The sequence below is a fragment of the Brevundimonas sp. Marseille-Q4549 genome (assembly GCF_976940555.1).
Genome location: NZ_CDRHXG010000001.1, coordinates 1,929,260 through 1,950,755 on the forward strand (window position 1 = coordinate 1,929,260; position 21,496 = coordinate 1,950,755).

Here is a 21,496-nt window from a genome sequence, read left to right on the forward strand (position 1 = left end):
GCGATGACGATGATCGGGGCCATCGCCCTGCTGCTGTTCTGCCAGCTGGCCGGGGAGGTCATTCACCGGCTGACGGGCCTGCCGCTGCCGGGCGCGGTGATCGGGCTGATGCTGCTCTTGGCCTGGCTGGCGCTGGTTCCGAAGGAGCGGCCGACGCTGAAGGCGGTGACGGCCTGGCTGACGGCGCATCTGTCGATCATGTTCGTGCCGGCGGCGGTGGGGCTGATCGACGAGGGTGGGCCGCTGTCGCGATACGGCGTCGGCATTCTGGCGGCGACGGCCATTTCAACGCTGCTGACCATGGTGGTGACGGCCCTGGTGTTCCGCTGGGCGGTCAAGCGGTTCGGGCCGCCCGAGCCGCAGCCGGACGCGGTCGAGGAGGCGGCGTCGTGAAGGATTTGCTGACCACGCCGCTGTTCTGGCTGGCCCTGACGCTGGTGGTGTTCGAGGGCGCCGACCTGATGTCGCGCCGTAGCGGGCGCCATCCGCTGTGCCACCCGGTCCTGCTGGCGACGCCGGTGCTGATCGGTCTGCTGCTGCTGACCCGCACGAGCTATGCGACCTATTGGTCGGGGACGCAGGCGCTGAGCTTCCTGTTGGGACCGGCGGTGGTAGGGCTGGCGGTTCCGGTCTGGGCGCAGCGCGATCTGATACGGCGGCTGGCCTTGCCGATCGGCCTGGCTTTGATGGCGGGCGCGGTCACGGCCGTGGTCAGCGCGGTCGGGGTGCTGGCCCTGTTCGGCGCGCCGCACGAAATCCTGGCCTCCATCGCGCCGAGGGCTACGACGACGCCGGTGGCTATGGCCGTGGCCCAGCAGCTGGGCGGGGTGCCCGCCCTAGCGGCGGTGATCGTGCTGATCGCCGGGGTGATCGGGGCGATGACGGCGACGCCGTTGTTCAACGCCATGAAGATGACCGACTATCGGGCGCGGGGCCTGGCGGTCGGCGTCTCGGCGCACGGGTTCGGGGCGGCGCGGGCGTTCCAGGTCGATTCGACCGCCGGGGCCTTCGCCAGCCTGGGAATGGCGCTCAACGCCGTGGCGACGGCGACGCTGCTGTCGGTTCTGGCGCTTCTTCTGTAGCGGGCGGGCATCGGCGGATGTGCTGCACCGGGCAGGGCAAGGCCTCCAGCGCCTCGGTCATGGCCGCATAGCCAGAAGCTACGGGTTCGTCGTAGGCTTTCCAGTCGCGGATGTCGGTGCGGTCGGTCCGAGGCAGGACCAGCACATCCGCTTCGGCGCGGGACTGATCCATTTCGGCGTCGGTGGTGATGGTCGCCGAGCGCATCAGGATGGAGACGATGGGCGGGCCGTTTTTCCAGGCGCCGCTGGCGATCCAGCGCCACCAGGATGGTGGATTTTCCAGAGAAGCGGGATCGACGCCGCGCGTCTGGGACATGTCGACGCCGATGATGGGCCCGCCGTTCAACTGACGCATCACACTGGTGGGGAAGTTCTTCAGCACCGCCCCATCGACCAGGACCTGGCCGTCGATGACGGCGGGCGGCAGGACGCCGGGAATGGCGATGGAGGCCCGCAGCGCCCGTCGCATCAGGCCGGCGCGATGCACCTCGATGTCGCCGGACGTCAGATTGGCCGAGACGGCGAAGAAGGGCAGGGCCAGGTCGGCCAGGTCGATTTCGCCATAGGCGCGCTGCATCAGGCCGGCGACCTTGCGCCCCCGCGACATGGCGATCAGCGGAAAGGCCAGGTCCGACAAAGGATCGGATTCGACGAAGGCGCGCCGAATCTCGAAATCCAGCCGCTCGAATGACCAGCCCAGGGCCGGGCCGGCGGCGATCACGGCGCCCATGGACGAGCCGCCCAGGAAGTCCAGCGGCACCTTGGCCTGTTCCAACGCCTTGATCGCGCCGATGTGGCAATAGGCGCGCGCGCCGCCGCCCGACAACACCAGGCCAATGGCCGTGCCGGTGATGACCCGGGCCATGCGTTCCGCGTCGGCGGCGACGCCTTCGACACAGTGGAACCAGCGGTCGGGGGCAAGGGCGTTCAGCCAGACGCGGGTGTTGGCCGGATGGCGCATGCGCGGGTCGCGAAGCAGGATCAGATCGGTCAGCCGGCGGCCGTCGCCGAAGCCCGCGCGGCGGGGCAGGTTCGACGGCGGCGCCATGACGCCGCTGCCGACGATAAACAACCGGTCCACCTGGCGCGCGCACAGATTGGCCCAGGCGGGCTGGTCCTGTTCGGCGACATAGAGGACGTAGTCGTGAGTGTCCTCGACCCGGCTGAACCATTCGGCGGCGGAACTGAGAGCGGACTGGTCGATGACCTGGCAGGTGAAGCCCATCGCCTGGACGGCGGCGGCGATGCGTTCGACGAAGGCGCGGATCGGGCGCGGTCGGGCCGAGACGAAGCCAAACACGCTGGGTTCCGCCGCCCCGCCGGCGCGTTCGCGGGCGCGGTGGATCATCAGGCGCGACAGTTCGACCATCAGGTCCGGCTCGGTCCGGGCGGCCTCGAAGAAGGCTTCGCGCGGCAGGGCCAGGATTTCGGTATCGCGCAGGGCCACGACGGCGGCGGTGTGGGGCGTGCCGGCCAGCATGGCCATTTCGCCGACGGGCTCGCCGGGGCGGATCACGCCCAGCAACTGGGCCGGCTGATTCTCCTCGATGCGGAAGACGCCCAGACGGCCCGAGCGCACCAGATAGAGGGTGTCGGCGGGATCGCCGGCGGCGAACAGTTGCTCGCCGCCGGTCAGGGCGAACCAGCTGGCGCGGTCAATCATCCGCCCTTCAAAGATTCGCGCCAACGCGGTGGCCAGGGTGTCGGGTCGAGACGTCGCCATGACCCGGTTGTAGGCGAGATTTTCGGGCCGGTGAATTGGCTTCACCACAGGCGTTCGGCCTTCGCGCGTTGCCCGACTCCGTTCCTGCGGATAAAGCGTTCGCTTCTCCCGCCCACCGAAGTTTCCAGAGCCATGCACGACATCAGAGCCATTCGCGAGAACCCGCAGGTCTATGTGGCGGGCTGGTCGTCGCGCGGGGTCGAGGAGGCCGACGGTCTGGTCGCGCGCATCCTGGAGCTGGACGCCGAACTGCGCCACGCCCAGACGACGGGGCAGGACGCCTTGGCCAAGCGCAATGCGGCCTCCAAGCTGATCGGCGCCGCCATGGGGCGCAAGGACATGGCCGAGGCGGATCGCCTCAAGGCCGAGGTCGAGGCGCTGAAGGGCGACATCGCGGCGGCGGCCGAGGTCGAGGCGCGTGTCGGCAAGGAGCTGCGCGACCTCTTGGCGGCGCAGAAGAACCTGGCGGCCGAGAACGTGCCGGACGGCGAGGACGAGGCGGGCAATGTCGAGGTCTCGACCTGGGGCGAGCCGCGTCGCACCGGTCCGGCCAAGGACCACGCCGACCTGGGCGAGGCCCTGGGCCTGCTGGACTTCGAGGCGGCGGCGAAGATGTCGGGCGCGCGGTTCGCGGTGCTGAAGGGGCAGCTCGCGCGGCTGGAGCGGGCCGTGGGCCAGTTCATGCTGGACATGCAGACGGACCGGCACGGGTATCTGGAGGTCAATCCGCCCTATCTGGTGCGCGACGAGGCGATGTTCGGCACGGGGCAGTTGCCGAAGTTTGAAAATGATCTGTTTGTTGCCACGCGATTTTTATCGATGGACCTGAGTTCCGAGGATACGGCCGGAGCAGGATTCCTTCAGCGGGGAGTCCCGGGGATGTCCATCAAGGACACTGGGAGCGGCCTTTCTATTGGCTCCGGATCTGGCAATTTTATCGAACGGCTTCGCTACCTTATCCCCACCGCCGAAGTCTCCCTGACCAACCTCGTGCGCGAGAGCATCCTGTCCGAGGACGAGCTGGCGACGCCGATGCGGATGACGGCGTTGACGCCGTGCTTCCGGGCCGAGGCGGGGTCGGCGGGGCGCGATACGCGCGGGCTGATCCGCCAGCACCAGTTCTCGAAGGTCGAGATGGTGTCCATCGCGCGGCCGGAGGACTCAGACGCCGAGCATGAGCGGATGACGGGCTGTGCAGAGGCGGTGCTGAAGGCGCTGGAGCTGCCGTTCCGGCGGATGCTGCTGTGCAAGGGCGACATGGGCTTTTCAGCGCAGAAGACCTTCGACCTGGAGGTCTGGCTGCCCAGCCAGGGGACCTATCGCGAGATCAGCAGCTGCTCGAACTGCGGCGACTTCCAGGCGCGGCGCATGGACGCCCGGTTCAAGCGCGCCGGCGAGAAGAAGACCGAGTTCGTCCACACCCTGAACGGCTCGGGCCTGGCGGTCGGCCGGACGCTGGTGGCGATCATGGAGAACTATCAGCAGGAGGACGGCCGCATCGCCGTGCCCGCCGTGCTGCGACCCTATATGGGCGGGCTGGAATTCGTGGGTGCGGCTTAAATGCGGATTCTTCTGACCAACGACGACGGGATCGAGGCCGAGGGGCTGGCCTGTCTGGAGCGGATCGCGCGGACGATCAGCGACGACGTGTGGGTGTGTGCGCCCGCCGTCGAGCAGTCGGGCAAGGGGCGGGGGATCACCCTGACCGAGCCTCTGCGCGTGCTGAACCTGGGCGAAAAGCGGTTTGCGGTGACGGGGACACCGACCGACTGCGTCGTGCTGGCGGTCAACGACCTGATGCCTGAACGACCGGACCTGGTGCTGTCGGGCGTCAATCGCGGGCACAACATCGGCGAGGACGTCAGCTATTCCGGCACGGTGGCGGGCGCGTTGCAGGGGATGGCGTTCGGCATCCGCTCCATCGCCCTGAGCCAGAGCCTGGAGCGGTTCCACGACGAGGTGGTCGCCCATTGGGAGACGGCCGAGGCCTTCGCCCCCGCCATCATCGCTCGACTTCTGGAGCAGAAATGGGCGCCGCGCGTGGTGATGAACCTGAACTTCCCCAACCGACGCCCCGAACAGGTCGAGCAGGTCGAGGTGACGACGCAAGGGTTCCGCGACGTGGGCGAAATGCACGCCGTGCGCCGCACCGACCTGCGCGGGCGCGACTATTACTGGATGAGCTTCCGGGGCGAGAAGCAGGAGCACGCCGAGGGCACGGACCTGAGGGCCATCGATGAGGGCCGTATCTCGGTCACGCCGCTGCACATAGACCTGACCCATATGTCCAGCGTCCACGACCTGAAGAAGGTGCTGGGCGGGGCGCCGCCGAAGAAGACGGACCGCGCCGCTTGAACCTGCACGACGACCGCGCCGGCCGTTTGATCCTGTCGCTGAGGCGGCAGGGCGTGACCGACGCGCGCGTTCTGGGAGCCATGGAGAGCGTGGACCGCTCTGTCTTCGTGCACGAGAAATTCCTGGACCAGGCCTGGGAAGATCAGGCCCTGCCCATCGACTGCGCCCAGACGATCAGCCAGCCCTATATCGTCGGCCTGATGACGCAGGCCCTGGAAGTGCAGCCGCGCCACAGGGTGCTGGAGATCGGGACGGGCAGCGGATACCAGTGCGCGGTCCTGTCGAAGCTGGCGCGCTATGTCTATTCGGTGGAACGCTATCGCAGCCTGCTGGCCGAGGCGGAGGGCCGGCTGAAGCTGCTGGGCGTGGACAATGTCATCACCCGGCACGGCGACGGCGGCCTGGGCTGGCCCGAACAGGCGCCGTTCGACCGGATCATGGTCACGGCGGCTTCCCCCACCGAGCCGACCGAACTGCTGAAACAGCTGAAGCCGAACGGGGTGCTGGTCGCGCCGGTGGGGCGCACCTCGGTGCAGATGCTGCATCGCTACGTCGGCCAGGCCGACGGCGCCTTCCGCCGCGAAAGCCTGACCGAAGTTCGTTTCGTGCCCCTGGTCGAGGGGACGGCGAAGGAGGGATAGCCCCTCATTTGCGGGCAGCCGTTCGTGACACAGGCGCTCGCTGTCTGGGCCGTTAACCTTCGCGCCCCAATTCCGCGATGATTGCGGGGTTGGATTTACGGGCGCGAGCGGGCAAACCGGACGCGCTAGAATTAACCTTGGGAGGAGCGGCCGGTGGCGAGAATGTCGGGCTGGATGAGAGCGGTGCTGATCGCGGGGGCGACGCTGACCACGGCGGCCTGCATGAGCTATCCGTCCGAGCCGCGCTATTCCACGCGGGCCACGCCCGCGCCGGGCCAGATGGGCGGGGCCTATCCCGCGCCGCAGGGCCAAGGTCAGATGCAGGGCGGCTATCCCGCTCCGGCGCAAACCCAGCCCTATTCGCCCCCGTCGCCGATGGCGACCGCGCCCGTGGGTCAGATCGACGGCGGCGCCCTGCCGCCGCCGCTACCGCCGCGCCCTATACGTCCAACCCGCCCGCCTATACGCCCCCTCCCAGCGCCACGACGCAACGCCGCCCCGCTCGGGATCGACGGCGCCGGGCGCCGCCTATGTGATTCAGGCGGGCGACACGATTTCGGGCGTGGGGCGTCGGTTCCAGACGCCGGTTCAGGTTCTGATCGACCTGAACGGCCTGGGGCCCCGCGGCGCGATCACGACGGGCCAGCGAATCATCCTGCCGGAATCGGCGGTTGACACCGGGCGTGATCCCTATGCGACCGGCCCGTCGCCGACGGGAGTCTATGTCCCGAACACGGGCGCCGTGCCGCCGCCGCCGCCGCCGCCGCCTTCGGGCAATGCGGCCCTGCCGGCTCAGAGCCGACCGACCGCAGCGGCTCCTGTCGCTGCCGCGCCCGCCGCATCCAGCGCCTCGGCAGGCCTGGCCTGGCCCGTGCGCGGCGACATCCTGCGCCGGTTCGGCCCGGTCGGAATGGGCGAGCGGAACAACGGGATCAACATCGGCGCGCCGGCCGGAACCGCCGTCACGGCCTCGGCCGCCGGCCGCGTGGCCTATGTCGGCGACGATCTGGTGGGGCAGGGGCTGACGGTCCTGGTTGTCCATGCCGGGGGCTGGCGCACGGTCTATGGCCATCTGGGTTCGGCGACGGTGCGCGACGGCGACGACGTGCGCGCCGGGCAGCAGATCGGGACGGTCGGCATGACCGCCGGCGACGGGCGCCCCTCGATCCATTTCGAAACCCGTCAGATGCGCGGCGACGACCCGGTCGCGGTCGATCCCTTGAGCGTATTGCCGCGCTGACGGCCGGTCTCGCAGCCTGATTCACATATCGGCCGCACCGCTGCGCGGTTTCGTCCGATCCGATCAGGCTTCAGCCGCGTTGCAATCCGCGAGGCGTGGCCCTAGGTTCCGCGCCTGGTTTTAATGGGACGCCGACGAGGGCTGTCCCCCTCGTGTTTCGGAGACTTCCCATGGGCGCCCCAGCTGACGGCGGCATGATGGCCGTGATCATGCAGTTCCTGCCGATCGTCGCCATCTTCATCCTGTTCTACTTTTTGCTGATCCGTCCGCAGCAGAAGCGCGCCAAGGATCACGCGGCGGCCATCAATGCGGTCAAGCGCGGCGACACCGTCGTGCTGGGCAGCGGCATGATCGGCAAGGTCACGCGCGTGGAAGAGGCCGAAGTGAACGTCGAGATCGCGCCCAGCGTGAACGTGCGCGTGGTCAAGGCGATGATCGCCGAGGTGCGCAACCGCGCCGCCATCGCCGCCAACGATTCCAAGGCCTGACACCGCGTATCGCTGACCGGGGACCGCCCAAATGATTCAGCTGTCGCGCTGGAAAGTCATTCTCGTCGTCGCTTCGGCGATCATCGGCTGCCTGTTGGCCTATCCCAACCTGCTGAGCCCGGCTCAACGGGCGGCGCTGCCCGGCTGGTTGCCGAAGAACGCGCTGAACCTGGGGCTGGACCTGCAGGGCGGATCGTATCTGCTGCTGGAAGTCGACGTGCCGAAGATGCGCGAAAAGCGCGTCACCAACCTGATCGAGGACGTGCGGGTCACGCTGAACGGGGCGGGCATCGCCACCAACGGCTTCCAGCGCGAGGCCGGCGGCGTGGTCGTGACCCTGGCCAACCCGGCCCAGAGCGACGCGGCGTTCAAGGCGCTTCAGCAACTGGGCGGCGCGGCCGGTCCGGGCGCGCAGGTCGAGCGGACCGCGACCCGGCTGGGCGATAACCGTATCCGTTTCGCCTATACAGACGCCGCGCTGAACAGCATGGGCGCGACGGCGGTGGATCAGTCGATCGAGGTGGTGCGCCGCCGGATCGACAGCCTGGGCACGCGCGAACCCTCCATCACCCGTCAGGGCGCCGACCGGATCGTGGTCCAGGCGCCGGGCGAAAGCGATCCGTCCAAGCTGGAGGAGGTCATCGGCCAGACGGCCCAGCTGACCTTCCAGATGGTGGATGTCGAGAACTCGGTGAACGACGCACTGGCCGGCCGCGTGCCGCCCGATTCCGAACTGCTGCAAGGCGAGGACGGCACCCCCTATCTGGTCAAGAAGCGCGTCTTGGTGTCGGGCGAGAACCTGACCCGCGCGGGCGTCGGCTCCGACCAGAACGGCCGTCCGGCCATCGACTTCCGCTTCGACGGCGCCGGCGCGCGCCGCTTCGGCGAGGCGACCGCCGCCAACCTGCAGAAGCCCTTCGCCATCATCCTGGACGGCAAGGTCATCTCGGCCCCGACGATCCAGAGCGCGATCACAACGGGTTCGGGCCAGATCACCGGCAACTTCTCGATCCAGGAAGCCTCGACCCTGGTGAACCTGCTGAACGGGGGCGCCCTGCCGGCGCCGCTGAACGTGGAGGAGCGCCGCACCGTGACCGCCGAACTGGGCGCGGACGCGGTCGCCGCCGGCGCCCTGTCCACGGCGGTCGGTTTCGCCATCATCGTGGTGTTCATGATCCTGGCCTATGGCTTCCTGTTCGGCGGCGTGTCCGTGGTCGGACTGGTGCTGAACGGCGTGCTGATCGTGGCGGCCATGTCGCTGACGCAGGCGACGCTGACGCTGCCGGGCATCGCGGGTCTGATCCTGACCTTCGCCGTGGCCGTGGACGCCAATGTGCTGATCTATGAGCGGATGCGCGACGAGGCCCGGTCGGGCCGCAGCGTGATCGCCTCGATGGACGCCGGCTTCAACAAGGCCATGGGCACCATCATCGACGCCAACCTGACCACCCTGGTCGCCGCCGGCATCATGTTCGTGTTCGGGGAGGGGCCGGTGCGCGGCTTCGCCTGGACCCTGACCATCGGCGTCTTCACCTCGGTCTTCTCCTCGGTCCTGGTCGCCCAGGTCCTGCTCGGCTACTGGCTCAAGACGGCCAAGCCCAAAAAACTGCCGATCGCGGAGTGATGGCGATGCGTGGATGGCCCCTTATCAAGCTGCTGCCGCAGAAGACGAACTTTCATTTCGTCAAATATTCGCGTGGCGCCGGCATCCTGTCCGTAATCCTGTGCGTGGCCTCGATCGTGGCCTGTTTCGTGCCGGGTCTGAACATGGGCATCGACTTCCGGGGCGGCGCCTCGATGGAAGTGTCCAAGCCCGCCGGCCAGGAAATCCAGCTGGACCGCGTGCGCGAGACGGTGAACGGCCTGAACCTGGGCGACGTGCAGGTGCAGGGCATCGCCCGGCGCGACACCAACGTCGATGACGGATCGACCGCCATCCTGCGCTTCCAGGTGCCGGAAGGCCGCGACCAGACCCAGGTGGTCCAGCAGGTCGAGGGCGCGATCAGCAAGGCCGTAGGTCAGGTCAACTATTCGGGCGTCAGCGTCGTCGGCTCCAAGGTGTCGGGCGAACTGTTCACCTCGGGCCTGCTGGCGCTGGGTGTCGCGATCGGCCTGATGTTCCTCTACATCTGGTTCCGGTTCGAGCCGCAGTTCGGCTTCGGCGCCGTGGTCGGCCTGCTGCACGACGTGATCCTGACCTTCGGCCTGATCGTGCTGTTCAAGCTGGAGTTCAGCCTGAACATGGTCGCCGCCGTACTGACCGTGATCGGCTATTCGATGAACGACACCGTCGTCGTGTTCGACCGCCTTCGCGAGAACCTGCGGAAATACAAGACCATGCCGCTGCGCGACGTGATCGACCTTTCGCTGAACGAGACCCTGTCGCGGACCATCATCACCGGCGTCACCGCCGTCATGGTGCTGGCGGCCCTGGCCATCTTCGGCGGCGAGGCCCTGTTCGGCTTCTCGGTCGCACTGATGTTCGGCATCATCATCGGCACCTATTCGTCGATCTATGTCGGCGCGCCGATCATCCTGCTGTGGGGCGTGAAGCGTGGCGGCGGGGCGTCGGACGACGCCAAGCCGGTCAAGCTGGGCATGGCCAGTCGACCCTGACGCTTGGTCTGAAGGCTAAAAAGAAAACGGCGGCTCGAACGAGCCGCCGTTTTTTGTTCGTGGTGACGGTAGCGATCAGCGCAGCGAGGCGGTGAAACGCTGGATGCGGGTGCAGGCCTCTTCCAGCACCGCGTCCGAGGTGGCGTAGCTGATGCGGAAATAGGGGCTGAGGCCGAAGGCCTCGCCCTGGACCACGGCCACGCCCTCGGCATTCAGCAGTTCCGTGGCGAAGGTGGAGTCGCCGTCGATGACCACGCCGCCCTCCGTCGTCTTGCCGATCAGGCCGGCGATGGACGGATAGACGTAGAAGGCGCCCTCCGGGGTGGCGCAGGTCACGCCCGAGGCCTGGTTCAGCATCGACACGACCAGATCGCGACGCTTCTCGAAGGCCGCCTTGCGCTCGGCCATGAAGTCCTGCGGGCCGTTCAACGCCTCGACCGCCGCCCATTGGCTGATGCTGGCGGGGTTGGAGGTGGTTTGGCTGGCGACCTTGCGCATCAGGTCGATCAGCGGCTTGGGGCCGCCGGCGTAGCCGATGCGCCAGCCGGTCATGGCGTAGGCCTTGGACACGCCGTTGACTGTCAGAGTGCGATCGATCAGGTCCGGCGCGACCTGGGCGATGGTGGTGTATTCGAAGTCGCCATAAACCAGATGCTCGTACATGTCGTCGGTCAGCACCCAGACGTGCGGGTGGCGACGCAGCACTTCGGCCAGGGCCTCCAGTTCGGCGCGGGTGTAGGCGGCGCCGGTGGGGTTGGACGGGCTGTTCAGGATCAGCCAGCGGGTCTTGGGCGTGATCGCCGCCTCAAGCACGGCGGGCAGCAGCTTGAAGCCGTCCTTCTCCTCGCCGACCACGGTGACGGGCTCGCCGCCAGCCAGCAGCACCATGTCGGGATAGCTGACCCAATAAGGGGCGGGCACGATGACCTCGTCGCCGGGGTTCAGGGTGGCGATCAGGGCGTTGAAAATGACCGGCTTGCCGCCCGGCGCGACGTGGATGTTGGCCGTCGTATAGTCCAGGCCGTTCTCGCGCTTGAACTTGGCGACGATGGCGGCCTTCAGCTCGGGCATGCCGTCGGCGTCGGTGTATTTGGTCTCGCCGCGATTGATCGCGTCGATGGCTGCCTGTTTGACATTGTCTGGGGTGTCGAAGTCCGGTTCGCCCGCGCCCAGGCCGATCACGTCGCGACCTTCCGCTTTCAGCTTCCGGGCCTGGGCGGTCACGGCGATGGTGGCCGAAGGCTTGACGCGGGCGAGGGCGGAAGATTGCAGGCTGGACATCATATTCCCGTCGATTTGAAAGATTCATGCCGGGGAGGCGGGGTTGTTTACGCGCCGTCGCCGCCCGGGACAATGCGCTGACGCTCGCTAATGCCGACGACGGGTGATAAGCGGCGGCTCTGATGCGCTGGATCGTCGATTTTCTGTCGAACATGGAGGCGCGTCGCTGGCGGGCGGTGCTGGCGACGGCCTTGCTGCTGGGCGCGATGGCGGCCCTGTTCGCGGTGGGCAAGAGCCAGTTGGGGCTGGAGGCCGAGGATCAGCTCGAAGCGTGGCTGGCCGGGTTCCGGCATGGACCGTGGGGGCTGGTCGCCGCTATCGTGGTCTTCACCCTCTCGGCCTTCTTCGGCGCGCCGCAGTTCATCCTGATCGCCGCCTGCGTCGTGGCGTTCGGGCCGTGGTTTGGATTCCTCTACAGCTGGATCGCGACCGTGGTGTCGGCGGGCGTCACCTATTGGCTGGGGCGCGGGCCGACGGCGCGGCTGCTGGAGCGGCACGGCGGCAAGACGGTCGGGCGGCTGACGCGGTTCGTGGGCAAAAACGCCTTCTACGCCAGTTTCATGATCCGCAACGTGCCCTCCGCGCCCTTCATCGTGGTCAACATGGCGTTCGGCGCGGCGCGGGCGTCGTTTCCGGGCTTTCTGGCCGGCTGCGCCCTGGGGGTGTTGCCCAAGACCGCCCTGGTCGCCTTCTTCGGCGGATCGTTCATGACGGCGGTCAGCGGCGACGGAATCTGGACGTCGGCCATCCTGGCCGGAGTGGCGCTGGCGTGGCTGGCGCTGATGCTTTTGGTGCGCGAATTGGTCAAGCGGCGCGAGGCCGCGCGAGGAGATTAAGATGCTGAAACTGTATTATTCGCCCGGCGCTTGCGCCATGGCCTCGCACATCGCGCTGGAGGAGGCGGGCGCGGACTACGAGGTCGTGAAGATCGACCTGAGGGCCGGCGAGCAGAAGACGCCCGACTATCTGGCGATCAACCCGGCGGGCGTGACGCCGGCCCTGGTCACGGACCAGGGCGTCCTGACCGAGAACCTGGCGATCATGAGCTATGTCGCCCAGACGCATCCGCAGGCGAAGCTGGCCGATGCGGCCTCGGCCTTCGACGTCGCCCGGCTGCTGGCGTTCAACAGCTTCCTGGGCGCCTCGCTGCACCCGGCGGTCGGGCGGGCCCTGTTCGCCAAGCCGCCGCTGGAGGGCGACGCCAAGGACGCGGCGCTGGAGACGGCGCTGGCCAAATATCGGCTGGTCGAGGACCATCTGTTCAAGGGGCCGTGGGCAATGGGCGAGGCCTATACGGTCGCGGACGGCTATCTGAGCGTCTTCACGCGCTGGGGGCGGCAGGCCGGTTTCCTGGACACGGCGCGGTTTCCGAAGCTGAACGATCACCTGGATCGCGTCCAGGCGCGGCCGGCGGTTCAAAGGGTCCTGGCGGCGGAAGGTCTGTCCGCCGTCTGATCGTCCGGCGCGGTTTCCGGCCGTCGCAAGGCGGCCGGCGAAGCGTCCGCAAGCCTACATTCGCCAGTCCCACGCCCGCGGACGCGCCTCTCACATGACGAGACCGTCATCGGGGCTTGTAATCCCGTTTCCATACAGGCAAACCCGCCGCTGGTAGGCATGGCGAAGACGATCAGGACCTGTCCGGCGTGGGGATGTCGGGCAGCGGGGCGTCGCCAGGTCGACTGCGAACAGAAGACGCCCTTGGCCAGCAAGCAACGGTATCCATTCCCATGAGTTTTTCCCTTTTCGGCGCGATCTCGAACGACATCGCGATGGACCTGGGCACCGCCAACACCCTGATCTACATGAAGGGAAAGGGCATCGTTCTGAACGAGCCTTCCGTGGTGGCGCTGCGTAACGTCGGCGGGCGCAAGATCGTCCACGCCGTCGGGATCGAGGCCAAGCAGATGCTGGGCCGCACCCCCGGTCACATGGAAGCCATCCGCCCCATGCGCGACGGCGTCATCGCCGACTTCGAAGTCGCCGAGGAGATGATCAAGCACTTCATCCGCAAGGTGCACAACCGCAAGGGTTTCGTGAATCCCAAGATCATCGTCTGCGTGCCGTCCGGCGCAACGGCGGTCGAGCGCCGCGCGATCAACGACAGCTGCCTGAACGCCTCGGCCCGCCGCGTGGGCCTGATCGACGAGCCGATGGCCGCCGCGATCGGCGCCGGCCTGCCGATTCATGAGCCAACCGGCTCCATGGTCGTCGACATCGGCGGCGGCACGACGGAAGTCGCCGTCCTGTCGCTGTCCGGCATCGTCTATTCGCGTTCGGTCCGCGTCGGCGGCGACAAGATGGACGACAGCATCATCAGCTACATGCGCCGCAACCATAATCTGCTGATCGGCGAAACGACCGCCGAGCGCATCAAGAAGGATATCGGCACCGCCCGCATCCCGGCCGACGGCGAAGGCCTGTCCATCGAGGTCAAGGGCCGCGACCTGATGCAGGGCGTGCCGCGCGAGGTCCGCATCTCGGAACGTCAGGCGGCGGAAGCCCTGGCCGAGCCGGTGACGCAGATCATCGAGGCCGTGAAGGTCGCGCTGGAAGCCACGCCGCCGGAACTGGCGGCCGACATCGCCGACAAGGGCATCATGCTGACGGGCGGCGGCGCCCTGTTGCGTGGCCTGGACGTCGAGATCCGCGACCACACCGGCCTGCCGGTCTCGGTGGCGGACGATCCGCTGTCGTGCGTGGCGATCGGTTGCGGCCGCGTGCTGGAACATCCGCGCTGGATGAAGGGCGTGCTCGACTCCGCGCTCTGATCCGCCGGCGGCCGGTGTTCGTCCAGGCCGCCACCACGATCAGTCTGTCGTGATCGGGTTTCTTTCGCCGCCCGATTTTGCGATAGGCAGGCAGAACGGCGGGCGGCGTCCCGCCGATTCCCAACCCTTTTGCTGGAAGGTCGCCCGTGGCGTTTCGCGACGGCCCCTTTGAAAACCTGAAGGTGCCGCTGGCGTGGACCGCCGCGGTGGTCGCCGTCGTGGGCGTGGTCGGGGCCGGGGTGCTGCTGGCGACCGACCGTACGACGCCCGAAGGCGGCTCCAGCGTTCAGGCCGTGCGCGGCGGTGTGGAAGCGGTCGCCGGTCCGGTCGGCGGCGTCCTGTCTGCGCCCGTGCGCTGGGCCGGATCGGTCGGTGACGCGATCGGCGGCTATTTCTTCGCCGTGTCCGAGAATCGCAAGTTGAAGGCGGAGGTCGCCGAGCTCAGGGCGTGGAAGGCCGAGGCCGTTGCGCTGAAGAACGTCAATGCGCGCTACGAGGCCCTGTTGGGGCTGCGGCTGGATCCGCCGGTGCCGACCGTCGCCGCGCGCGCCGTGCTGGAATCGCGCGGCCCCTTCAGCCGATCCAAGCTGCTGGACGTCGGTGCGGCCAGGGGGGTGCATGTCGGCAATCCCGTCGTGGACGAGAACGGTCTGGTCGGGCGTGTCACGGGCGTGACCGGCGGGGTCAGCCGTATGGTGCTGCTGACGGACGTGGCGTCGCGCACTCCGGTGTTGATCGAACGGACCGACGCGCGGGCGGTGTTGACCGGCGACGGCAGCAACAGTCCGCGTCTGGACTTCATCCGCGGCGTCGGGGCGCTGAAAGCCGGTGATCGGGTGTTGAGCTCGGGCGACGGCGGCGGCCTGCCGCGCGGCCTGCCGGTGGGCGTGGTGGCCAAGGGTATGGACGGAGCCTGGCGGGTCAAGCTGTTCAGCGACCGGGGCGCCGTCGACTATGTCCGGGTGCTGCTGTTCCAGAACTTCGCCCAACTGGTCGATCCCAACGCGCTGAACGCGCCACCTCTTGCTGGGCTGAACACAGCGCCGGAACCGACGGCGCAACAGGCCGCCGCCATCGGCGACGCCGCCGCGCGTCGCCAGGCTCAAGCCCAGGCGCAGGCCGAGCGCGCGCGCGCCGCTGCTGCCGCTGCCGCGGCGACCGCTGCGCCCAATCCGACATCCAGCCCGGCTGCGGGGGGCGCTACGCCCGCCGCAACCCAGCGACCGACGACGGCGCGGCCCGCTTCGCCGCGACCTTCGTCGGCCCAGGCTGCGCCGTCGGGCCAGATCCCGCCGCCACAGGCGGCCGCTCCCCAGGCCACGACGCCCGCGCCGACGACGGAGGGTCAGCGGTGAGACGCCCGGTCGCGGTCCGCGTCGTCGGGCCACTGCAATGGGTCGTCTATCCATCTCTGGCCGCCGTCGCCGCGACCGTGATCCTGGGCACGCCGATCCAACTGTTCGGTCTGAGATTGCCCGAGCCGGTCGTTCCGATGGTGCTGGCCTTTTCCTGGCCGCTGATCCGTCCGTCGATGGTCGCGGCGGTCGTACTGTTCGCCCTGGGTCTTTTCCTGGACCTGTTTTGGAACACGCCGCTGGGACTTTGGCCACTGTGTCTGATGGCGGTCTATGGCGTGCTGCTGCTGTCAAGAAACCTGCTGGCCGGCCATGAGGGGCTGATCCGGCTGGGGTGGTATGTGGCCTGCACTCTGGGGGCGTTCGGCTTGGCCTATGTCATCGTCACGGTTCGGGCCGGCAATGCGCCGTCCCTGTTTGCGGTGTTTGGTCAGATTGCGCCCACATTGCTGCTGTATCCGCTGGCCAACTGGATGATCGAACGGTTCGACGACGGAGATATTCGGTTCCGATGAGCGGTGAACCCTCCATCTTCTTCTCGGACGTCAACGAGCGGCAGGGGTCGTTCCTGCGGCGAACGTTCGTGCTGGGCGGGGCCACGGCCCTGGGCGTCGCGGCTCTGATCGGGCGGCTGGGCCAGCTGCAGGTCGTCCAAGCCCAGGAATATGCGACACTGTCGTCGCAGAACCAGTTCAACTTTCGCCTGGTGCCCCCGCCGCGCGGCCTGATCAAAGATCGGAACGGCGTCGTCATCGCCGGCAACCGCCCCAGCTTCCGCGTGCTGGTGGTCCGGGACGAGACCAAGGATCTGGACGAGACGCTGGACTTGCTGGGCCAGCTCTTGCCCGACACCCTGGAGCGCCGTCGGGCGATCATCCGCGACGTGAACGCCTCGCCCAAGTTCAACCCGGTGCCGGTCAAGAGCGACCTGACCTGGGAAGAGTTCGCCAAGGTCAATCAATACGCCAACGAACTGCCCGGCGTGATGGTCGATATGAACGAGGCCCGCTACTACCCGTTCGGAGGGGCGTTCGCCCACGTCATCGGCTATGTGGCCAAGGTCAACGACCGCGACGTCCAGGCGATCCGCGCCAAGGGCGAGCAGCCGCCGCCGCTTCTGTTCAACCCCAGCTTCCGCATCGGCCGCCAGGGCGTGGAAAAGGCTCTGGATACGTCGCTGCGTGGCGTGCCGGGCGGCAACCGGGTCGAGGTGGACGCCCGCGGCCGGGTGGTGGCCGAGGACATCGGCGGATCGCGACCGGCGGTGCCGGGCAAGGAAGTCGTCCTGACCCTGGACGCCGACGTGCAGAACCGGGCGCTGGAGGTGTTCGGCGACGAATCCGGCGCCTGCGTGGTCATGGACGTCCGCAACGGCGACATCCTGTGCATGATGTCGGCCCCGTCCTTCGATCCCAACCTGTTCGTCGGCGGGGTGCCGTCCAAGGTCTATCGCGCCCTGGCGGATTATGAGCGCAAGCCGCTGCTGGACAAGACGATCAACGGCACCTTCGCGCCGGGTTCGACGTTCAAGCCGACCACGGCCCTGGCCTTGCTGGAGGCGGGGGTCGATCCGAACCAGACGGTCGTCTGCACCGGGGCGTTCCGCAACGGCAATCGCATTCAGCGCTGCTGGGGCCGGCACGGCGTGCAGAACATGCACGACGCCATCAAGAACTCCTGCGACGTCTATTTCTACAGCATGTGCAACCGCGCCGGCGTGGACAATATCCGCAAGGCCGGCCTTGCGCTGGGGTTCGAGCACATCTTCGACATCGGCGTGGACAATCAGAAGAAGGGTCTTTTGCCGTCCACCGAATGGAAGGCCCGAACCTTCCCGCGTGATCCCGTCTGGCATCCGGGCGAGACGACCTCGGTGGCGATCGGGCAGGGCGCCATCACGGTCAACGCCCTGCAGCTGGCGGTCATGACCTCGCGCCTGGCGAACGGCAAGAAGGCTTTGATGCCGCGCCTGATCAAGTCGATCGGCGGTGTCGAGCAGCCCCGCGGCGACGAGGCGCCGGATCTGCCGTTCGATCCGGCCCATATCGAATATGTGCGCCAGGGCATGATCGCCGTGGCCAACGACCGATCCGGCACCGCCTATCGCCAGAGCCAGCTGGGGCTGGGCGATATCCAGATGGCCGGCAAGACCGGCACGGCCCAGGTCCGGAACTATGGATCCGGCTCGCGCAAGAGCAACGTCTGGGCCTTGAAGGATCACAACCTGTTCGTCGCCTTCGCCCCTATCGATGCGCCACGCTACGCTGTGGCGGTGATTATCGAGCACGGCGGCAAGGGCGGCGCCACCGCAGGCGCGCCGCGTGCACGCGAGGTGATGCGCACCGTTCTGCTGAAAGACCCGGACATGCGCGCCCGCATCGAACGGCCGCCGCCGCCTGAGGCGACCGGCCCCCAGATCGACGAGGGCCTGGTCGGCGCAGCGCCTGAGCCGGACGCCGTCGCGCCCTCGACGGCGGCCCCCAGTCCTGCCGCGCCGGCCGCCGATGGGCCGCAACCCTATCTGTCCGAGCCGCGCGTATGACGGCCTCCGCTCTGTCGCGTCCGGGCGAGCGCGAGCGTTTCTCGACCAAGCTGGGCCAGATCGATTGGCGACTGACTGCGCTCCTGTGCATCGTCGCCGGTACAGGCGGCCTGATGCTTTACTCGGTCGCGGGCGGGTCGTGGTCGCCATGGGCGGCCAAACACATGATCCGGTTCGGCGTCTGTCTGGCGCTGATGCTGACCTTGTCGATGATCAACATCCGCTACTGGTTCGCCTTGGCCTATCCGATCTATGGGGTGGCTCTGGTGCTGCTGGCGCTGGTGGAGACGCCGTTGGGCTATCACGCCCTGGGCGCCACGCGCTGGCTGGACCTGGGCTTCACCCGCATCCAGCCGTCCGAGATCATGAAGATCGGCGTCGTGCTGGCGCTGGCCCGCTGGTATCACGGCGTCACGGCCAAGGAGGCCAGCTTCCACTGGAAGCTGATCGTCCCGGTGGCGATCATCGGTCTGCCGTTCCTGTTGGTCGCGCACCAGCCGGACCTGGGTTCGGCCATGCTGATCGGCCTGACGGGGGCGGCGGTGATGTTCGCCGCCGGGCTGAGCTGGCGCATCATCCTGCCGCTGGTGATCGCGGCGGCGGTGCTGGTTCCCCCCTATGTCATGTTCGGCATGCACGACTATCAGCGGCACCGGGTGCTGACCTTCCTGAATCCCGAGGCCGACATGGCCGACAAGGGCTATCAGATCGTCCAGTCCAAGATCGCCATGGGGTCGGGCGGCCTTCTGGGGCGCGGCTTCGGACTGGGCAGTCAGAGCCAGTTGGAGTTCCTGCCCGAACGCCAGACCGACTTCATCTTCGCCGCCTTCGCCGAGGAATTCGGCTTTGTCGGAACCTTCACCCTTTTGGCCTGCTATGCCGCCATCATCCTGATCTCGCTCAGAATTGCGTCCCTGTCGCACAGCCATTTCGGCCGGTTGGGCACACTTGGCGTGACAGCGACCTTCGCCCTGTATGTTCTTATCAACGGGGCGATGGTGATGGGTCTGGCGCCGGTCGTGGGCGTGCCCATGCCGCTGTTGTCGAACGGCGGCACGGTCATGCTGACGGTGATGATCGGCTTCGGCCTGGTCATGGCGACCCGCGTCCACCGCTACGCCGAACTGCCTAAGGGGCATGGCCTGATCTAGGCCGGGAAACGCTTGCATCCGTCGGTGCGGAGGTCCTGCGCCGGTCGTCCGCTAGATGCGGGAATAGATGAAGCGCGGAATGTGGAAGCGCCGCATGTTCAGGATCACGCCAGCGATCTTGCCCCCCGAGGCCGCGACGCGCTCGATCAGATTGGCGGCGACGGCGGTGCGTGTTTCTTCGGCCTCGATCACGATGACGGACAGGTCCGCCAGCGGAGCCAGCAACAGGGCCGCCGATGAGCGTTGCAGCGACGGCGCGTCGATGACGACGACCGGGAACAGGGCCCTCACTCCGTCGATGAAGGTCTTCCAGCGTGCTTCGGAAATGGTGGAGCCGGCGCGGGCCATGGGCGTGGTGACATAGAGGTTGCTGTCCTCAATGCGCTGGACATAGGGGTTGTCCGAAGTTTCGCCCATGCGTGCGCCGGCGGATCGTAACGCCATGAACAGGCCGCCCGCGTCGGCCGGCTCGGCGTCGATCAGCAAGGTCGGGACCCCGGAACGGAAGGCCGCCGCTATGGCCAGGTCCAGGGCCATGCTGGTGACGCCGACCTCGTTCTCGGGGCCGATGACGACCAAGGCGCCGGATCGGCCGTTCGCGTCCTGAAGCCGCCGCAGGATCAAGGCCGCCTCGTCCGCCGTCAGCCGTTCGGGCAGGGGACGCCAGCGGGGAATGATGGGACGGTCGTCGTGATCGGCCAGCGGAACGGCGGCCAGGACCGGGACACGCAATCTGGTCTCGACGTCGCGCGGGGTCAGCATCACTGGGGTCGTCGCAGCCGAAACGATGATGACAGCCAGAGCAGCCAAGACGCCGACCAGCAGCCCGGCCGCCAGGATCAGCAGTCGTCCGGTACGGGCCTTGGTCGGGGGGCGGGCGGTTTCGATGACGCGGACGTTGGCGTTCGCGCCGGCGATGGTGTTCTGCAGGCGCGTGTCCTCGGCGTTCTCGGCGACGCTGCGATAGGCGGTTTCCGTCAGGGCGCGCTGGCGGGTGAGTTCGCGATACCGGGGACCGATCTCGACCAGTTGCGCCAGTCGTCGGCGCGCAGCCTGCAGGGCCTGTCCGACCTCGGTTCGGCCGGAACGCAGGCCCGCCAGTTCGCCGCGCGTCGTGGCCAGTTGGGTCTCGATCTGCTGACTGACCGGATTGGGACCGCTGCGGATCAGGTCGGTCTGGGATTGCGGCGCGGCGGCGATCTGGGCTTCGAGGTCGGCGATCTGGCGATTCAGTTCGACCACCAGCGGATAGTCGTCCGTATAGCGCGCGGCGGCGATGCGCTGGCGCTCGCGCAGCAACATCAAATTCTGGGTCAGAGTGGACACCTGTTGGGACCGGGCCTGGTCGGTGTTCAGCGGAATGACCGACGGCGAGGCGCGAAGCTGGGACGCCAGACGGTCTGCGCGGGCGGCGGCGTTGGCGATCGCCTGGTCCTGGGCCGCAAGTTGGGCGGTCAGAGTGGTCTGCTGCTGCTGGACCGCCTGGACCTCCTGGTCGAAGTCGCCGATGGCGTAGCGGTTCGACAGGTCAGCGATCTGTGCTTCGGTCGCGGCCAGCTGGTCCGACAATTCGCGCTGCTGGTCCGAGACGGCGGCGCTGTCGGACCGCTGGAAGATGTCGCGGCGTGTGGCGATGTAGTTGCGCACCAGCAGATTGACGAAGTCGGCCGCGACCTTTGGATCGCGATGCCGCAGCTGAACCTCGATGGTGTTGGACTGGGGCACGTTCTCGATCTTCAGATCGCGGCCCAACTGCTCCAGCGCCATGCTCATGCCCGCGTCGCCGCCGCGCGTCTTCGGATAGACGCGCGCCAGGCCGATTTCGTTCAGCGTCTTCTCACGCAGTTCGCGTGAGCCCAGAATCTCCATTTCGGCATGGACGATCTGGGCGCGGTCGAAGGTCTGAGGATTGCCGGTCGTGTCGTCGCCGACGGCGCGGCGGAACACATATTCGTCGCCCAACAGGATCAGCAGACGCGATTGGGCGGTGTAGATCGGCTTGGCCAGGGACGCGGCCGCCAATGCAAGAACGACCGGGATCAGAAAGGCGATCAACGCCTTGCGCCAATGGTAGAAGACCGGCGTCGCCAGTTCGCGGATCGTGACCGCCAGGCCGGGGCGGGGCGGCGGGCGTTCGTCCAAATCTGTCAGCGGTCGATCGGTCAATACGCGGGCTCTGAACAGGGCGATCCCGCCAAGGAGGGCGGCTGGCGTCCCAGCAGCCTTCATAAAGCCCTGAGTCGCGTCCGAAACG

Annotated in this window: 19 protein-coding genes; 16 read left to right on the plus strand and 3 right to left on the minus strand. The window is 67.7% G+C overall.

Features of this window, described 5'->3' with window-relative positions; translation table 11 throughout:
- Nucleotides 1-3: 3 nt before the first annotated feature.
- Both ACWPV3_RS09485 and ACWPV3_RS09490 read left to right on the plus strand, forming a co-directional pair.
- Entirely contained in the window at nucleotides 4-393 is a 390-nt protein-coding gene (locus ACWPV3_RS09485; protein ID WP_292085932.1) for a CidA/LrgA family protein, read from the plus strand.
- Nucleotides 390-1,082, plus strand: a complete 693-nt coding sequence (locus ACWPV3_RS09490) for an LrgB family protein (RefSeq protein ID WP_453977717.1) — start codon at nucleotides 390-392, stop codon at nucleotides 1,080-1,082. The genes ACWPV3_RS09485 and ACWPV3_RS09490 overlap by 4 nt, the downstream gene beginning before the upstream one ends.
- Here the strand turns inward: ACWPV3_RS09490 and ACWPV3_RS09495 are convergent.
- Nucleotides 1,030-2,805 (minus strand): patatin-like phospholipase family protein, encoded by a 1,776-nt coding sequence (locus ACWPV3_RS09495; RefSeq protein WP_453977718.1) that lies wholly within the window; start codon nucleotides 2,803-2,805, stop codon nucleotides 1,030-1,032. The genes ACWPV3_RS09490 and ACWPV3_RS09495 overlap by 53 nt on opposite strands.
- Before the next feature lie 132 nt (nucleotides 2,806-2,937).
- On the opposite strand from ACWPV3_RS09495, the gene serS reads away from it, so the two are divergent.
- The 7 genes from serS (at nucleotide 2,938) to secF (ending at nucleotide 10,145) form a co-directional block, all read left to right on the plus strand.
- On the plus strand, nucleotides 2,938-4,365 hold the full coding sequence (gene serS / locus ACWPV3_RS09500) for a serine--tRNA ligase (RefSeq protein ID WP_453977719.1): 1,428 nt from the start codon (nucleotides 2,938-2,940) through the stop codon (nucleotides 4,363-4,365).
- On the plus strand, nucleotides 4,366-5,160 hold the full coding sequence (gene surE, locus ACWPV3_RS09505) for a 5'/3'-nucleotidase SurE (protein WP_453977720.1): 795 nt from the start codon (nucleotides 4,366-4,368) through the stop codon (nucleotides 5,158-5,160).
- Nucleotides 5,157-5,801: a protein-L-isoaspartate(D-aspartate) O-methyltransferase gene (locus ACWPV3_RS09510; protein ID WP_453977721.1), complete on the plus strand. Its 645-nt coding sequence runs from the start codon at nucleotides 5,157-5,159 to the stop codon at nucleotides 5,799-5,801. Before surE ends, ACWPV3_RS09510 begins: the two co-directional genes overlap by 4 nt.
- A 562-nt stretch (nucleotides 5,802-6,363) precedes the next feature.
- Nucleotides 6,364-7,041: a murein hydrolase activator EnvC family protein gene (locus tag ACWPV3_RS09515; protein WP_453977722.1), complete on the plus strand. Its 678-nt coding sequence runs from the start codon at nucleotides 6,364-6,366 to the stop codon at nucleotides 7,039-7,041.
- A 170-nt stretch (nucleotides 7,042-7,211) separates the two neighbouring features.
- Nucleotides 7,212-7,529 carry a preprotein translocase subunit YajC gene (yajC, locus tag ACWPV3_RS09520; RefSeq protein ID WP_292085926.1) on the plus strand — a complete coding sequence of 106 codons (318 nt, stop codon included), beginning with the start codon at nucleotides 7,212-7,214 and terminating at the stop codon, nucleotides 7,527-7,529.
- 31 nt (nucleotides 7,530-7,560) lie between these two features.
- On the plus strand, nucleotides 7,561-9,153 hold the full coding sequence (secD, locus tag ACWPV3_RS09525) for a protein translocase subunit SecD (protein ID WP_312734439.1): 1,593 nt from the start codon (nucleotides 7,561-7,563) through the stop codon (nucleotides 9,151-9,153).
- Nucleotides 9,153-10,145, plus strand: coding sequence for a protein translocase subunit SecF (gene secF / locus ACWPV3_RS09530; protein ID WP_292085924.1), 993 nt, complete (start codon nucleotides 9,153-9,155; stop codon nucleotides 10,143-10,145). Before secD ends, secF begins: the two co-directional genes overlap by 1 nt.
- A gap of 75 nt (nucleotides 10,146-10,220) precedes the next feature.
- Here secF and ACWPV3_RS09535 read toward each other — a convergent pair whose 3' ends face one another.
- On the minus strand, nucleotides 10,221-11,426 hold the full coding sequence (locus tag ACWPV3_RS09535; RefSeq protein ID WP_453978520.1) for a pyridoxal phosphate-dependent aminotransferase: 1,206 nt from the start codon (nucleotides 11,424-11,426) through the stop codon (nucleotides 10,221-10,223).
- 122 nt (nucleotides 11,427-11,548) lie between these two features.
- Between ACWPV3_RS09535 and ACWPV3_RS09540 the strand changes: the two genes are divergently transcribed.
- From ACWPV3_RS09540 to rodA, 7 genes are all read left to right on the plus strand, one after another.
- Nucleotides 11,549-12,262 (plus strand): TVP38/TMEM64 family protein, encoded by a 714-nt coding sequence (locus ACWPV3_RS09540; protein ID WP_292085922.1) that lies wholly within the window; start codon nucleotides 11,549-11,551, stop codon nucleotides 12,260-12,262.
- Between the two features lies 1 nt (nucleotide 12,263).
- Nucleotides 12,264-12,881, plus strand: coding sequence for a glutathione S-transferase family protein (locus ACWPV3_RS09545; protein ID WP_312734433.1), 618 nt, complete (start codon nucleotides 12,264-12,266; stop codon nucleotides 12,879-12,881).
- 272 nt (nucleotides 12,882-13,153) lie between these two features.
- Nucleotides 13,154-14,194 carry a rod shape-determining protein gene (locus tag ACWPV3_RS09550; protein ID WP_054765854.1) on the plus strand — a complete coding sequence of 347 codons (1,041 nt, stop codon included), beginning with the start codon at nucleotides 13,154-13,156 and terminating at the stop codon, nucleotides 14,192-14,194.
- Between the two features lie 146 nt (nucleotides 14,195-14,340).
- The gene (mreC, locus tag ACWPV3_RS09555) at nucleotides 14,341-15,549 is read left to right on the plus strand and encodes a rod shape-determining protein MreC (protein ID WP_453977723.1); all 1,209 of its coding nucleotides are present in this window, start codon (nucleotides 14,341-14,343) and stop codon (nucleotides 15,547-15,549) included.
- Entirely contained in the window at nucleotides 15,546-16,064 is a 519-nt protein-coding gene (locus ACWPV3_RS09560) for a hypothetical protein (RefSeq protein WP_453977724.1), read from the plus strand. Before mreC ends, ACWPV3_RS09560 begins: the two co-directional genes overlap by 4 nt.
- Nucleotides 16,061-18,091: a penicillin-binding protein 2 gene (gene mrdA / locus ACWPV3_RS09565; RefSeq protein ID WP_453977725.1), complete on the plus strand. Its 2,031-nt coding sequence runs from the start codon at nucleotides 16,061-16,063 to the stop codon at nucleotides 18,089-18,091. Before ACWPV3_RS09560 ends, mrdA begins: the two co-directional genes overlap by 4 nt.
- Nucleotides 18,088-19,242 (plus strand): rod shape-determining protein RodA, encoded by a 1,155-nt coding sequence (gene rodA, locus ACWPV3_RS09570; RefSeq protein WP_453977726.1) that lies wholly within the window; start codon nucleotides 18,088-18,090, stop codon nucleotides 19,240-19,242. The genes mrdA and rodA overlap by 4 nt, the downstream gene beginning before the upstream one ends.
- Nucleotides 19,243-19,293: 51 nt before the next feature.
- Here the strand turns inward: rodA and ACWPV3_RS09575 are convergent, their stop codons facing one another.
- Nucleotides 19,294-21,408 carry an exopolysaccharide transport family protein gene (locus tag ACWPV3_RS09575; RefSeq protein ID WP_453977727.1) on the minus strand — a complete coding sequence of 705 codons (2,115 nt, stop codon included), beginning with the start codon at nucleotides 21,406-21,408 and terminating at the stop codon, nucleotides 19,294-19,296.
- Nucleotides 21,409-21,496: the final 88 nt, after the last annotated feature.